Below are 13769 nucleotides of genomic sequence, written 5' to 3' on the forward strand. Positions count from 1 at the left end.
ACCGATATCCGACCACCGATGAACCGCTCGACAGAGGCAGGCTGCCCGCAGGGAAAGAACGCATGACCGACGAGGTGAACGAGACTGACATCGCCATCGTGGGCATGGCGATCCGCGTGCCGGGGGCTTCGAACCCCGAAGAGTTCTGGGCCAACCTGCGCAACGGCGTGGAAGCCACGCGGCCGTACACCGACGAAGAGCTGCTTGCCAAGGGCGTGTCGCAGAGCACGCTGGCCGACCCCAACTACGTGAAGGCCGGCATCCAGCTGCAGGACCTCGACGCCTTCGACCCCGAGTTCTTCGGCTTCAGCCAGAAGGAAGCGGCGATCCTCGACCCGCAGCACCGCCAGTTCTACGAGATCTGCTGGGAGGCGCTCGAACGCGCCGGCCACCCGCCCGAGACCTTCGAAGGCGCCGTCGGTCTCTTCGCCGGCTGCGGCATGGGCGCGTACTTCACCTTCAACCTGCTCTCCAACCCTGAGCTGGTCGATTCGGTGGGCCTCTTCCTGCTGCGCCACACCGGCAACGACAAGGACTTCCTGTCGACCCGCGTGTCCTACGCCTTCAACCTGCACGGCCCTTGCGTCAACGTGCAGACCGCCTGCTCGACCTCGCTCGTCGCCACGCACATGGCGGTGCAGAGCCTGCTCTCGCGCGAGTGCGACATGGCGCTCGCCGGTGGCGTGACCATCGAAGTGCCGCACGGCGTGGGCTACCACTACAAGGAGGGCGAGGTGCTCTCGCCCGACGGCCATTGCCGTACCTTCGACCACCGCTCCAAAGGCACGGTGTTCGGCAGCGGCGCTGGCGTCGTGGTGCTGCGCCGTCTGGAAGACGCGCTGCGCGATGGCGACCACATCCATGCGGTGATCAAGGGCAGTGCGGTCAACAACGACGGCGCGCGCAAGGTCGGTTATCTCGCGCCCAGCGTCGACGGCCAGGCAGCGTGCATCACGGAAGCGCTGGCGGTGTCCGACGTGACGGCCGACACGCTCACCTACGTCGAGTGCCACGGCACCGCCACGCCGGTCGGTGACCCGATCGAGATTGCCGCGCTCACGCAGGCCTTCCGCGACACCACCGACAAGGTCGGCTACTGCAAGGTCGGCTCGGTCAAGACCAACATCGGCCACCTCGATACGGCTGCCGGTGTGGCGAGCCTGATCAAGGCCACGCTCGCGCTCGAACACAAGCAGATCCCTCCCTCGCTCAACTTCGAAGCGCCCAACCCGCGCATCGGCTTCGAGGGCAGCCCCTTCACCGTGGCCGCCAAGCTCGCCGACTGGACGACCGATGGCGGCCCGCGCCGCGCCGGCGTCAACTCGCTCGGCGTGGGCGGCACCAACGCCTTCGTGGTGCTGCAGGAGCCGCCGGCCCGCAAGCCGAGCGCGATCGACGAGAGCACGCAGCTGCTGGTGCTGTCGGCCCGCAACCGCAAGGCCCTCGACGACAACGCCAAGCGTCTGGCCACTTGGTTGCGCCAGCATCCCGAACAGCCCTTGGCCGACGTGGCCTACACGCTGCGCGTCGGCCGCCGCGGCTTCGAGCAGCGCCGTGTGCTTGCCGCCACCAGCCGCGACGAAGCCATCGCCCTGCTGGAAGGGAACGACGCCAAGCGTGTGTTCAACCACACCAAGGAGCTGGAGCACCCGCAGGTGGTGTTCATGTTCCCGGGTGGCGGCGCACAGTACGTGCGCATGGGCGCCGGCCTCTACGAGAAGGAGCCCGTCTTCCGCGAGTGGGTCGACAAGGGCCTCGCGATCCTGAAGAACCGCTTCAATGCCGACCTCGCGCCGGTGCTGCTGGCGAAAGAGGTCACGCCCGAGCTCGTCGAGGCCATCGCCAAGCCGTCGGCTCAGCTGCCGCTGACGTTCCTGGTCGAGATCGCGCTGACGAAGTTGTGGGAGTCCTACGGCGTCAAGCCCGACATGGTGATCGGCCACAGCATGGGCGAGAACGCCGCGGCCTGCATCGCGGGCGTGTTCTCGTTCGAAGACGGCCTGGGCCTCCTGCTGCTGCGCGGCCAGCTGGTCGAGCAGACGCCGCGCGGCTCGATGATCAGCGTGCCGATGGCCGCCAAGGACCTGATGCCGCTGCTCGGCAGCGAGCTCGACCTCGCCGCGTCGAACAGCCCGCAGCTGTCGGTGGCCTCGGGGCCGCCCGAGCCGCTGGAAGCGCTGGCCGCCAGGCTGAGCGCGATGGACGTGGACAGCCAGCGCGTGAAGGTGGACGTGGCGGCGCATTCGCGCCTGCTCGACGGCATCCTGCCGCGCTTCCGCCAGTACCTGCAGAGCATCCAGCTGCACGAGCCCAAGCTCAAGATCGTCTCCAACCGCACCGGCCAGTGGCTGGAGCCCGGCAAGGCGCGCGACCCGGAATACTGGGTGCAGCATTTCCGCAATTCCATTCTCTTCGCCGACGGCGTGGACACGCTGCTCGAGAACGACAACCTGGTCTTCCTCGAAGTGGGTCCGGGCAACATGCTCGGCTCCTTCGTGCGCCAGAACCCGCGCTCGCCGACGCAGCGCGTGCTGTCGTCGATGCGTCACCCGAACGACCCGCTGCCCGACCACGTGTACTTCCGCACCGTGATGGGCCGGCTGTGGGCGCTGGGCGTCGACTTCGACGTGACGCGCCTGTGGGGCAAGAACCGCCATCGCGTCACGCTGCCGAGCTACGCCTTCCAGCACGGCCACTACTGGATCGAGCCCGGCACCGGCAAGCTCGGCGCGGGCCGCGCCGATGCCGAGCGCCCGCTGCGCCAGGCCGACATGGCCGACTGGTTCAAGAAGCCCCGCTGGGTGCAGCAGGGCATCCTCGAGTCGGACGAAGAACCGAAGACCTGGCTCGCCTTCCACGGCCGCGAGCCGCTGTCGCTCGCCATGGTCTCGGGCCTGCGCGAAGACGGCCACACCGTGATCTCGGTGCTGCCGGGCGACACCTACGCCCAGGTCGACGACAACACCTACACCATCGCTGCCGAAGCCGGCGGCGTCGGCTATCCCGAATTGCTGCAGTCGCTGGAAGAGCGCGGCATCGTGCCCGAGCGTGTGCTGCACACCTGGCTCGTCACGCTCGACCGCAACTTCCGCCCCGGCTCGACCTTCTTCCACCGCAACCAGGAACACGGCTTCTATTCGCTGTTCCACCTGGCGCGGGCGCTCGCCAAGGCCGGCCTCGCCGACCGTGGCCTGCACATGACGGTCGTCTCCAACGGCGCTCTGCGCGTGGGCGACGAGGCCTTGCTGTTCCCCGACAAGGCGACCGCGCTCGGCCCCTGCGCCGTCATCCCGCGCGAGTTCCCGAACGTGAGCTGCGCGTTTGTCGACGTCGACCTGGGCGCACCCCGTGCCGGGACCAAGCGCACCTCGCAGAACGACCTGGCGCTCGCCAAGATGGCGGCCGACGTGAGCGGCGAGCTGCTGGCCGAGCCCGGCACACGCGTGATCGCGTGGCGCAACGGTGTGCGCTGGGAGCGCCACCTGAGCCACGTCAAGTCGCCGGCCGGTGACCTGCCTGTGACCAAGCTCCGCGAAGGCGGCGTCTACCTGATCACCGGCGGCCTGGGCGGCATCGGTGGCCTGATGGCCGAGTGGCTGGCGCGCGAGTACAAGGCCAAGCTCGTGCTGCTGGGCCGCACCCCGTTGCCGGAGCGCAACGAGTGGGACGCGTGGCTCGCCGAGCACGACGCCGGCGACTCCATCGCCCAAGGCATCCGCAAGGTGCGCCAGCTCGAATCGCTGGGCGCCACCGTGCTGCCGCTGTCGGCCGACGTGGCCGTGGCCGACCGCATGAAGGAAGTGGTGGACGAGGCGCGGGCCGCGTTCAAGCAGATCCACGGCGTGTTCCACGCGGCCGGCACGATCCGCGACAGCCTGATCCAGGTGAAGAGCCCGCGCGACATCGAAGACGTGTTCTCAGCCAAGGTCTACGGCACGCTGGTGCTGGACGAGATCTTCCGCGAGCAAGCACTCGACTTCATGGTGCTCTTCTCGTCGACCAGCGCCTACATCGCGCCGAGCGGCCAGATCGACTACGTGGGCGCAAGCGCCTTCGTCAACGCGTTCGCCGAGTCGTGCCGCGGTGCCCGGTCGTACCCCGTCACCTCGATCGCCTGGGGCATCTGGAAGGACGTCGGCATGGTGGGCCAATTGGGCGCCCCGACCGACGCCGCGAAGGACGACGCCGGCATCACCCAGGGCGAGCCCCTGCCGGTCGGCAATCCGCATTTCGACAAGCGTTTCTCGGCCCGTGACGGCCTGGCGCAACTCGAGCTCTTCACCGGCGTGCTGAAGAGCACCGACTGGGTGATCGACGAGCACCGCCTCGGCAGCGGCGAAGCGCTGCTGCCCGGCACCGGCTACCTCGAGCTGGTGCGCGCCGCACTCGCCGAGCTGGGCCAGACCACGGGCTGGCAGCTGAGCAACCTCGTGTTCGAGAACCCGCTCTTTGTCGAGGACGGCAGCGAGCGTGCGTTCCGCGTGCGCCTGCGCGGCGACGAGCAGCGCTGGGACGTGGAGATCCTCGCCGCCGGCGAACGTGAGGGCCGCTTCGTGCGCTGCGCCACCGCGCGCGTCACGCAAGCCAAGGGCGATGTGCCGGCGCAAGTCCACATTGCCGGCATCGAAGCCCGCTGCACCGGCAAGAGCGAAGTCGCTGCCGGCTCCGGCGCGCTGCGCACGCGGCAGGAAAGCCACATCAAGTTCGGCCCGCGCTGGCGTGTGCTGAAGCGCCTGCAGCTCGGCCAGAAGGAAGCCATCGCGCACCTGCAGTTGCCGGCCGAGTTCCACGGCGACCTCGCGACGAACGGCCTGCACCCCGGCCTGCTCGACATCGCCACCGGTTATGCGATGGACCTGATCCCAGGCTACGCCGACCAGGACGTGGTGCAGAACCTCTGGGCGCCGATCTCCTATCGCGGCCTGCGCTTCATCGCGCCGCTGACGGGCGACATCCACAGCTGGGTGCGCCTGGCGAGCGACGGCTCCGTGGCGAGCGACTTCGCCGCCTTCGACGTGACGCTCACCGATGCGCAGGGCACGGTGCTGGCCGAAGTCGACCGCCTCACGCTGCGCCGCCTCGACGGCCCGTGGCACGCACCCAAGCCCGAAGCGGGCGTCGATTCGGTCGGTGAGGGCGCCACCGAACCGGCGGCCCGCAGCAAGACCCTCTCCCCCGGGGAGATCGCGCTGCGCCACAACGTGAGCCAGGGCATCGCGCCGGCCGATGGCTTGAAGGCACTCGACCGCATCCTGCGCGGCGACATGCCGTCCGAGGTGATCGTGAGCTCGATGAAGATCGACGAGCTGATCGCGCAGGCCGAGTCGCTCAGCCGCGCCGCGCTCAGCACCGGCGAAGCGCGCTTCTCGCGCCCCGAGCTCGACAGCGACTTTGCGCCGCCGCGCGACAGCTTCGAAAAGGGCCTGGCCGAGCTGTGGGGCAAGCTGCTCGGCGTGGAAGGCGTGGGCATCCGCGACAGCTTCTTCGACCTGGGTGGCCACTCGCTGATCGCAGTGCGCCTCTTCAACGAGATCGCCGACAAGTTCGAGGTCGACCTGCCGATGTCGGTGCTGATGCAGTCGCCGACCATCGAAGGCCTCGCCACCCTTGTGCGGGGCGATGCCTACAGCGACGAAGCCGCCGCGGCCGAAGCCGAGAACGGCGCCGCCGCCGCACCGCGCCAGAAGGCCGAGCTGCGTTTCCGCCACGTGGTGCCGATGCACACCGGGCCGGTGGCCGGCCGCACGCCGCTCTTCGTGGTGGCCGGCATGTTCGGCAACGTGCTCAACCTCAGCCACCTCGCGCACCTGCTCGGCGAAGACCGGCCGTTCTACGCGCTGCAGGCGCGTGGCCTGTATGGCGACGTGGAGCCGCACGAGAGCTTCGAGGAAGCGGCGACCGACTACATCGCCGAGATCGTGCAGATCCAGCCGCAGGGCCCTTACCTGCTGGGTGGCTTCTCGGGTGGCGGCCTGATCGCCTACGAGATGGCACGCCAGCTGATGGCCAAGGGCGAAGAAGTGCAGGGCGTGCTGATGCTCGACACCCCGGCGCGCGAGATCCCGAACTTCAGCATCAGCGACAAGCTCGCGATGCTGGTGCAGAGCGCACAGCGAGAGGGCCTCGGCATCGTCGGCAAGAAGATCGCGGCCCGCATCGAGTGGGAGAAGGAGAAGCGCCGTCGCCAGGAGGAGCGTGCTGCGAACAACGGCAACGCTGCTGCTGCGGAGGCCAACACCGCCAACTTCCAGTCGCGCCGCATCGGCGATGCCTTCCTGCGGGCGCTGGCCAAGTACAAGATTCCGAAGGTCCCGGTGAAGGTGGCGGTGTTCCGCCCCAAGCTGGATGTGAAGTTCCGGCTGTCGGGAGGACGGCTGGTCGATTCCTACCGCAACTACGTCCGTGAAGACAACTTCTGGACGCCGCATGTCGGCCACCTGCAGGTGTTCGAGGTGCCGGGCAACCACGACAACATGGTGCTCGAGCCCAACGTGCGGGTGCTGGTGTCCTTGTTGCGGCGGGTGATCGAGGGCCTGAGCAAGGGCTCCAGCCAGGACGAGAGAAAGGGAGTGACCGCATGAGCACCAAGGACCTGTACGAACTTGGCGAGATGCCGCCGCTCGGCCACGTGCCGGCCAGGATGTATGCGAGCCTCATCCGCCCCGAGCGCTACGGCGAGCCCGAGCAGGCCTTCGAGGTCGAGGTGGTCGACACCCCGAAGCCCGGCCCTCGGCAGGTGCTGGTCTACGTGATGGCCGCGGGCATCAACTACAACAACGTGTGGGCCGCGCTCGGCACCCCGGTCGACGTGATCGCGGCGCGCCGCAAGCAGAATCCGGCCGCCGAACCGTTCCACATCGGCGGCTCCGATGCCTCGGGCATCGTGTGGGCGGTGGGCGACGGCGTGACCAACGTGCGCGTGGGCGACGAGGTGGTGCTCTCGTGTGCCATGTGGGACGAGAACGCCGCCGACATCCAGGCGGGTGCCGACCCCATCACCTCCACCAGCTGCAAGATCTGGGGCTACGAGGAGAACTGGGGCTCGTTCGCGCAGTTCACCCGCGTCGACGACTACCAGTGCTTCAAGAAGCCGCCCAAGCTCTCGTGGGAGGCTGCAGCCGCCTACATGCTGGTGGGCGCCACCGCCTACCGCCAGCTGATGGGCTGGGCGCCGCACGACGTGAAGCCGGGCGACCCGGTGCTGATCTGGGGCGGCTCGGGCGGGCTCGGTTCGATGGCGATCCAGATCGTCAAGGCCAAGGGCGGCATCCCGATCGCCGTGGTCTCGTCGGAAAGCCGCATGGAGCACTGCCGCAAGCTCGGCGCGCACGGCGTGATCAACCGCACCGACCCGGCGTTCACCCACTGGGGCCGCCTGCCCGACACCGCCGATGCGACGGCCTATGCCGAGTGGATGAAGGGCGCCAACGCCTTCCGCAAGAAGTGGTCGGAGGTGCTCGGCTCGCGCCAGGGCCCGCGCATCGTGCTCGAGCACCCGGGCGAGTCGACCATCCCGACCTCCATCCTCGTGTGCGACAACGCGGGCATGGTCGTGATCTGCGCCGGCACCTCCGGCTACAACGCCGACGTGGACCTGCGCTATCTCTGGATGCGCCAGAAGCGCCTGCAGGGCTCGCACTTCGCCAACACCGAGCAGTGCAAGGCGCTGAACGACATGGTGATCGACGGGCTGGTCGATCCGGCGCTGGCGCGGGTGTTCGAATTCGACGAAGTGGGCAAGGCGCACCAGCTGCTGCACACCAACACCCACCCGTCGGGAAACCTGGCGATCCGGGTCAACGCGCGGGCATGAGCGGGAGCGCTGCCACACCGAAGTTCCTGGTGTCGATCGTGGCCTACAAGGGCGCCGATCTCACCATCGACTGTTTGCGCTCGATCGAGCCCGAGCTGCCCTCGGTGCCCGGCATGCGGGTGCTCGTGGTCGACAACGCTTCACCCGACGGCGCGGCCGATCGGGTGGCGCAGGCGATTGCCGAAAACGGCTGGGGCGCCTGGGCGACGCTGATCCGCGCTCCCGGCAACCACGGTTTCGCCGCCGGCAACAACATCGCGATTCGCGAGCGGCAGGACGCCGATCACGTGCTGCTGCTCAACCCCGACACCCTCGTGCGGCCCGGCGCCTTGCGCACGCTGCTCGACTTCATCGAGGCGCACCCCAAGGTCGGCATCGCCGGCGGCCGCAGTGAAGACCTCGATGCCACGCCGCAGATGTGCTGCTTCCGTTTCCCCAACGCGGTGAACGAGGTGCTGGGCTATCTCGGCATCGGCGCGCTCGACCGGCTCTTCGCCAAGCGTCTCACGCGCATCGGCATCCCGCAGCAGCCGGTGCCGGTCGATTGGGTCTCGGGCGCGTTCATGCTGATCCGCAAGGCGGTCATCGACCAGATCGGCCTGATGGACGAAACCTACTTCCTCTATTTCGAAGAGACCGACTACACCCGCCGCGCCAAACTGGCGGGCTGGGAGGTGTGGCACGTGCCGCAGGCGCGCATCGTGCACCTGGTCGGCCAGTCGAGCGGCGTGACGGTGCGCAATGCGCCGAAGAAGCGGGTGCCAGGCTACTGGTTCGATTCGCGTCGGCGCTACTTCGTGCTGCACCACGGGCGCTTGTACACGGCGCTGGCCGACATCGGGGTCGTGCTCGCCTATCCGATCGGCCGCCTGCTGGATGCGCTGCGTCGCAAGCCGAATCGCCACGCGCCGCATTTCATCGCCGACTTCGTGCGCCACAGCGCGGTCGTGAAGGGTGAACCCGGGCCGCTCCAGCTGCGGCGAGCGGAAACATGACGACGCAGCCCGTGCGGGTGCAGGTCGTCATCGTCAACTACAGAACCGGCCCGCTTGCGGTCGACTGCCTGCGCTCGCTGGTCGACGAGGTGGCCGCGGTGCCGGGCACCGTCGTCACGGTGGTCGACAACCGTTCTGGGGACGATTCGGTCGAGGTGATCGGCCAGGCGATCGAAGCCGAAGGCTGGTCGTCCTGGGCCCGGTTGCTGCCGGCCCCGGTCAACGGCGGCTTCTCCTACGGCAACAACTACGCGGTGCGGCCGACGCTGAACGACGCCAACGGCCCGGCCTACTACTGGCTGCTCAACCCCGACACCCGCATCAGGCCGGGTGCCCTGCGCACCCTGGTCGACTTCCTCGACGCCCATCCCAAAGCCGGCATCGCCGGCAGCCGCTTCCTGCTCGAAAACGGCGAACCCTGGCCTTACGCCTTCCATTTTCCCAGCATCTGGAGCGAACTCGCGGGCGGCCTGCGCCTGAGCCTGGTCGCCCGCCTGCTGAAGCACCGCGCCGGCCTGCGGCCGATGGGCGACACGCCGGCCGAGGCCGATTGGCTTCCCGGCGCCAGCCTGCTGGTACGCCGCGAGGTCTTCCAGACCATCGGCCTGATGGACGAGGGCTACTTCCTCTACTTCGAGGAGACTGATTTCTGCCTTGCAGCCCGCCGCGCCGGCTGGCAGACCTGGCACGTGCCGGCAAGCGTGGTGCTGCACCTCGTGGGCCAGAGCACGCAGGTGAGTGGCCACCATGCGGCGAAGAAGCGCCGCCCGTCCTACTGGTTCGAGTCGCGCCGCCGCTACTGGGTCAAGAACCACGGCTGGTTCTACGCGGCGGCGACCGACCTGCTCTGGGTGCTGGCTTTCCTCACCTACAAGCTGCGCAGCGTCGTCCAGCGCAAATCGGGCGAGTACCCTCCGCACTTCCTCGGCGACTTCCTGCGCCATTCCGCCCTGTTCCACCGCGGCCTGCCCTTCAACGCGGCCGTTTCGCCGTCTCCCGACCATGGCCATCCAGATCGTTCCCCACAGCGCTGAGTGGCGCAATGCCGTCGAAGCCTTCAACGAGCGCATGCGAGCGGGCGGTTCCGGCTGGAGCTTCTACGTCGACCCGGTGCCCGACTGGATCCCGCCGCGCGACGGCCAGAACGTCTGGCGTGAGTACCACCTGGCGGTGGAAGACGGTGAAGCGGTGCGGGGCTGCTTTGCGCTGAAGCCGCAGGACTGGCTGATCAACGGCCAGGTCCAGGTCGTGACCGATTGGCAGGGCCCGTTTTCCGAAGGCGTGATCGACCCCCGGCACGGCATGCTGGGGCTGCGCATGATCCGCGACATGCTGAAGAAGCGCCCGCTGCTCTACAGCTGGGGCCATGGCGGCGACGACCAGCCGGTGGTGCAGATGCTGCGCAAGATGAACTGGCTGCTGCACCCCACGCCGTTCTGCCTGCTGGTGGCCAAGCCGTTCCGCTTCCTGCGTCTCAATGCCCTCCTGCGCCAGACCCCGGCCCGCCGTTTGCTCCTCGACCTCGGCGCCTGGACCGGCCTCGGCTGGCTGGGCCTGAAGCTCCTTCACCTGGGGCTGAAGCTGCGCGCCGGTGGCGGCGGCTTCAAGTCCAGGGCGATGGAAGTCCCCAACTTTGGCCCCTGGGCAGATGCGCTGTGGGAACGTTGCAAAGGCAGCTACAAGGCGATTGCAGTACGCGACGCGGCGTCGATGAACGCCCTGGCGCCCGAGGGGGCCTGGCCGCCGGTCACCCGGCTGAAGGTCGAGCGCGACGGCCAGGTCATCGGCTGGGCGCTCGTCATGGACACCCGCATGCAGGGCGAGCACCGTTTCGGCGACCTGCACGTCGGCTCCATCGTCGACACCCTGGCGCTGCCGTCCCAGGCTGGCGAGGTGGTGCACGCTGCGACCCGGCACCTGGTGGCCAAGGGGGTCGACATCGTGGTCTCCAACCAGGCCCATCCCGAGTGGGCCAAGGGCTTTGCCCAGAATGGCTACGCCGTGTTGCCCGACAAACGCCTCTTTGCGATGTCTCCCCAGCTCCAGGAAGCCCTGGCCCCTTTCACGGAAGTGTCAAAGGGCCTGCATCTGACAAATATGGACGGTCACGGGCCGATGGCCCTGTAGCGTCCCGGCTTCGCGGGATTGCTTTTGACTTGACTTCGTGCCGATACTTTCGGCTCAAATTTTGTTACCCGAGACGCTGTCATGGAAACCGCATCTGAACTCGCTGTCCGCCTGACCAAGGCCTCGCGCAAGAAGTTCTGGGACGTCTACAACTTCGTCGAATGGCCCGAGGCCTTGCAGGCCGACGTCTGGTACATGCCGCCCGAGCTGATCTCCATCTACGGCACGCCCGCGTGGGAATCCCTCACCGAAGAACAGCAGAAGCGCCTGAGCCTCTACGAACTCGGCAATTTCTTCAGCCTGGTCCTGCAGGGGGAGCGCCCGCTCGTGGCGGGCCTGGTCGACCGCCTCTACGCCAAGGGCAACACCACCTCCGTCAACGAGTACCTGCACCACTTCGTCGACGAAGAGAACAAGCACATGGTGATGTTCGGCGAGTTCTGCAACCGCTACGTCGGCAAGGTGTACCCCGAGAAGAAGATCGTGCTGCCGCGCGAGTACGCCAAGGGCGAGGAAGAGGTGGCCTTCTACTGCAAGGTGATGGTCGTCGAGGAGCTCGGCGACTTCTACAACCTCGCGATCGAGAAAGACGAGCGCTGCGACCCGCTGGTGCGCGAGATCAACAAGGTGCACCACATCGACGAAGCGCGCCACCTGGCCTTCGGCCGCGTGCAGCTGGCCGAGCTCTTCAACAAGTTCGCACCCGCCTGGTCGGCCGAGACGCTGGCCGGCTTCCGCCAGTGGCTGGGCGACTACCTGCGCGCCTCCTGGGGCGACTACTACAACCCGACGATGTACCGCGATGCCGGCCTGGCCGACTCCTACGAGCTGCGCCAGATGGCCATGAGCCACCCGGTGTGCGCCGAGTTCCGCCGCAAGGCCTCGTCGAAGGTCGTCAACTACTTCATCAAGAACGGCCTGCTGGCCGAAGAGCCGGCGTTCTGAACGCGGCCACGTCAACAGACCTCAAGCACATGCAAGAACAAGAAGTCAGGGCCAAGCTGCGCGACTGGATCGTCAAGCACTCCAAGGCCCAGGGCAAGGCGAACTTCAGCGACGACACCAAGATCCTCGAGGAGGGCATCCTGTCGTCGCTCGACATCGTCGAGTTCGTGCTCTTCATCGAAAGCCTGCGCGGCGAAGACATCGACACCGACGACATCGAGCCGGCCGTCTTCACCAGCATCAACACGCTGTACACGGCGTTCTTCACCCAGGTGGCCTGATGCCCCACGACGCACGCAGCCTCCGCAGCGGCTTCCTCCGGTCGGCTGACCAGCACGGCGACCGGCCGGCGCTGCAGCTCGACGGGGTGGTGCTGAGCTACGCCGAGCTGCGGGCGCGTGCGGCCTCGCTGGCGCAGACGCTGCAGAAGCATGCGCCGGCCGGCGAACCTGCGTTGACGGCCGTGTTCGCACACCGCTCGATCACGGCCTATGCGGGCGTGCTTGGCGGCCTCTTTCGCGGCCACGGCTATGTGCCGCTCAACCCCGGCTTCCCGACCGACCGCACCCGCGGCATGCTGATCCGCTCGGAATGCCAGAGCCTGATCGTCGACACGCATGGCGCGGCGCAGCTCGGCGAGGTGCTGCAAGGCGTGGAGCGCCCGCTGGTGCTGCTGCTGCCCGAGCATGACGACGTGAGCGCGCTCGCCGCGCTGTGGCCGCAGCACTGCTTCCTCGGCAAGGCCGACCTGGTCGATGGCAAAGGCTGGACCGAAGGGCCGGTCGACCCCAACGGCATCGCCTACCTGCTCTTCACCTCGGGCAGCACCGGCCAGCCCAAGGGCGTGATGGTGGCGCACCGCAACGCGGTGCCGTATGTCGATGCGATGGTCGAGCGCTACGGCGTCACCGAGCACGACCGCTTCTCGCAGACCTTCGACCTGACCTTCGACCTCTCGGTGCACGACATGTTCGTCTGCTGGGAGCGCGGTGCCTGCCTGTGCGCGCCGACGAACGGCCAGAAGATGTTCCCGGGCAAGTACATCACCGACTGCGGCATCACGATGTGGTTCTCGGTGCCGTCGACCGCGGTGCTCATGAATAAGCTCAAGATGCTCAAGCCCGGCAAGTACCCGGGCCTGCGCTTCAGCCTCTTCTGCGGCGAGGCGCTGCCGGTCGAGATCGTGCAGAAGTGGGCCGAGGCTGCGCCGCAATCGATCCTCGAGAACCTTTACGGCCCGACCGAGCTCACGATCGCCTGCACGCTCTATCGCTGGAACAACGAGACGTCTCCCGCGCAGGCCGAGATGGGCGTCGTGCCCATCGGCGAGCCGTATCCCGGCATGAAGGTGCTGGTGGCCGACGAGCAGCTGCGCGAAGTGGCCGAAGGCGTTGCCGGCGAGCTGCTGATGACGGGCCCGCAACTCACGCTCGGCTATTACAAGGACGCCGACCGCACGGCCGCCGCCTTCGTCGTGCCGCCAGGCCAGAGCGAGGTCTATTACCGCACCGGCGACCGCGTGCGCCGCCCGCAGCCGGGCCAGCCGCTCGTCTACTTCGGCCGCATCGACAACCAGATCAAGATCCAGGGCTACCGTGTGGAGCTCGGCGAGATCGAAGCCGTGATGCGGCAGGAGGCCGGTGTCGACGTGGCGATCGCCATCGGCTGGCCGGTGAACGCGAGCGGTGCCGATGGCGTCGTCGGCTTCCTTGGCGCAGACAGTGCCGACGTCGACGCCATCCGCGAGCGCGTGATCTCGCGCCTGCCGCCCTACATGCACCCGAGCGAGCTGCGGCTGGTCTCCGAATTCCCGCTCAACGCGAACGGCAAGGTCGACCGCAAGGCGCTGTTGGCTTCGCTCGCACAACCGGCCGCCGTCGCATGAACCC

Annotated in this window: 8 protein-coding genes; all 8 read left to right on the forward strand. The window is 67.9% G+C overall.

All coding sequences use genetic code 11. The annotated features are described in order from the left end of the window. Positions 1 to 62 precede the first annotated feature (62 nt). The 8 genes from JI745_RS21575 (at position 63) to JI745_RS21610 (ending at position 13765) form a co-directional block, all read left to right on the forward strand. Positions 63 to 6581, forward strand: coding sequence for a type I polyketide synthase (locus JI745_RS21575; RefSeq protein WP_201811673.1), 6519 nt, complete (start codon positions 63 to 65; stop codon positions 6579 to 6581). Next, positions 6578 to 7813 (forward strand): crotonyl-CoA carboxylase/reductase, encoded by a 1236-nt coding sequence (gene ccrA, locus JI745_RS21580; RefSeq protein WP_201811675.1) that lies wholly within the window; start codon positions 6578 to 6580, stop codon positions 7811 to 7813. Before JI745_RS21575 ends, ccrA begins: the two co-directional genes overlap by 4 nt. Beyond that, the gene (locus JI745_RS21585) at positions 7810 to 8808 is read left to right on the forward strand and encodes a glycosyltransferase family 2 protein (RefSeq protein WP_201811677.1); all 999 of its coding nucleotides are present in this window, start codon (positions 7810 to 7812) and stop codon (positions 8806 to 8808) included. Before ccrA ends, JI745_RS21585 begins: the two co-directional genes overlap by 4 nt. Further along, positions 8805 to 9842, forward strand: coding sequence for a glycosyltransferase family 2 protein (locus tag JI745_RS21590; RefSeq protein ID WP_201811679.1), 1038 nt, complete (start codon positions 8805 to 8807; stop codon positions 9840 to 9842). The genes JI745_RS21585 and JI745_RS21590 overlap by 4 nt, the downstream gene beginning before the upstream one ends. Then, positions 9811 to 10935, forward strand: coding sequence for a hypothetical protein (locus JI745_RS21595; protein ID WP_201811680.1), 1125 nt, complete (start codon positions 9811 to 9813; stop codon positions 10933 to 10935). Before JI745_RS21590 ends, JI745_RS21595 begins: the two co-directional genes overlap by 32 nt. Positions 10936 to 11016: 81 nt before the next feature. Then, positions 11017 to 11880, forward strand: a complete 864-nt coding sequence (locus JI745_RS21600; protein WP_201811682.1) for a diiron oxygenase — start codon at positions 11017 to 11019, stop codon at positions 11878 to 11880. Positions 11881 to 11909: 29 nt separating this feature from the next. Beyond that, positions 11910 to 12161 (forward strand): hypothetical protein, encoded by a 252-nt coding sequence (locus JI745_RS21605; RefSeq protein WP_201811684.1) that lies wholly within the window; start codon positions 11910 to 11912, stop codon positions 12159 to 12161. Then, the gene (locus JI745_RS21610; RefSeq protein ID WP_201811686.1) at positions 12161 to 13765 is read left to right on the forward strand and encodes an amino acid adenylation domain-containing protein; all 1605 of its coding nucleotides are present in this window, start codon (positions 12161 to 12163) and stop codon (positions 13763 to 13765) included. Before JI745_RS21605 ends, JI745_RS21610 begins: the two co-directional genes overlap by 1 nt. The last annotated feature ends 4 nt before the right edge of the window (positions 13766 to 13769 follow it).

The organism is Piscinibacter sp. HJYY11, assembly GCF_016735515.1.
GTDB lineage: Bacteria > Pseudomonadota > Gammaproteobacteria > Burkholderiales > Burkholderiaceae_C > Rhizobacter.

Excerpts from the sequence above, each read along its gene's own strand:
- JI745_RS21600 (WP_201811682.1), top strand. The coding sequence starts at position 11,017 with ATGGAAACCGCATCTGAACTCGCTGTCCGCCTGACCAAGGCCTCGCGC.
- JI745_RS21595 (WP_201811680.1), top strand. The coding sequence starts at position 9,811 with ATGGCCATCCAGATCGTTCCCCACAGCGCTGAGTGGCGCAATGCCGTC.
- JI745_RS21610 (WP_201811686.1), top strand. The coding sequence starts at position 12,161 with ATGCCCCACGACGCACGCAGCCTCCGCAGCGGCTTCCTCCGGTCGGCT.
- ccrA (WP_201811675.1), top strand. The coding sequence starts at position 6,578 with ATGAGCACCAAGGACCTGTACGAACTTGGCGAGATGCCGCCGCTCGGC.
- JI745_RS21605 (WP_201811684.1), top strand. The coding sequence starts at position 11,910 with ATGCAAGAACAAGAAGTCAGGGCCAAGCTGCGCGACTGGATCGTCAAG.
- JI745_RS21590 (WP_201811679.1), top strand. The coding sequence starts at position 8,805 with ATGACGACGCAGCCCGTGCGGGTGCAGGTCGTCATCGTCAACTACAGA.
- JI745_RS21585 (WP_201811677.1), top strand. The coding sequence starts at position 7,810 with ATGAGCGGGAGCGCTGCCACACCGAAGTTCCTGGTGTCGATCGTGGCC.
- JI745_RS21575 (WP_201811673.1), top strand. The coding sequence starts at position 63 with ATGACCGACGAGGTGAACGAGACTGACATCGCCATCGTGGGCATGGCG.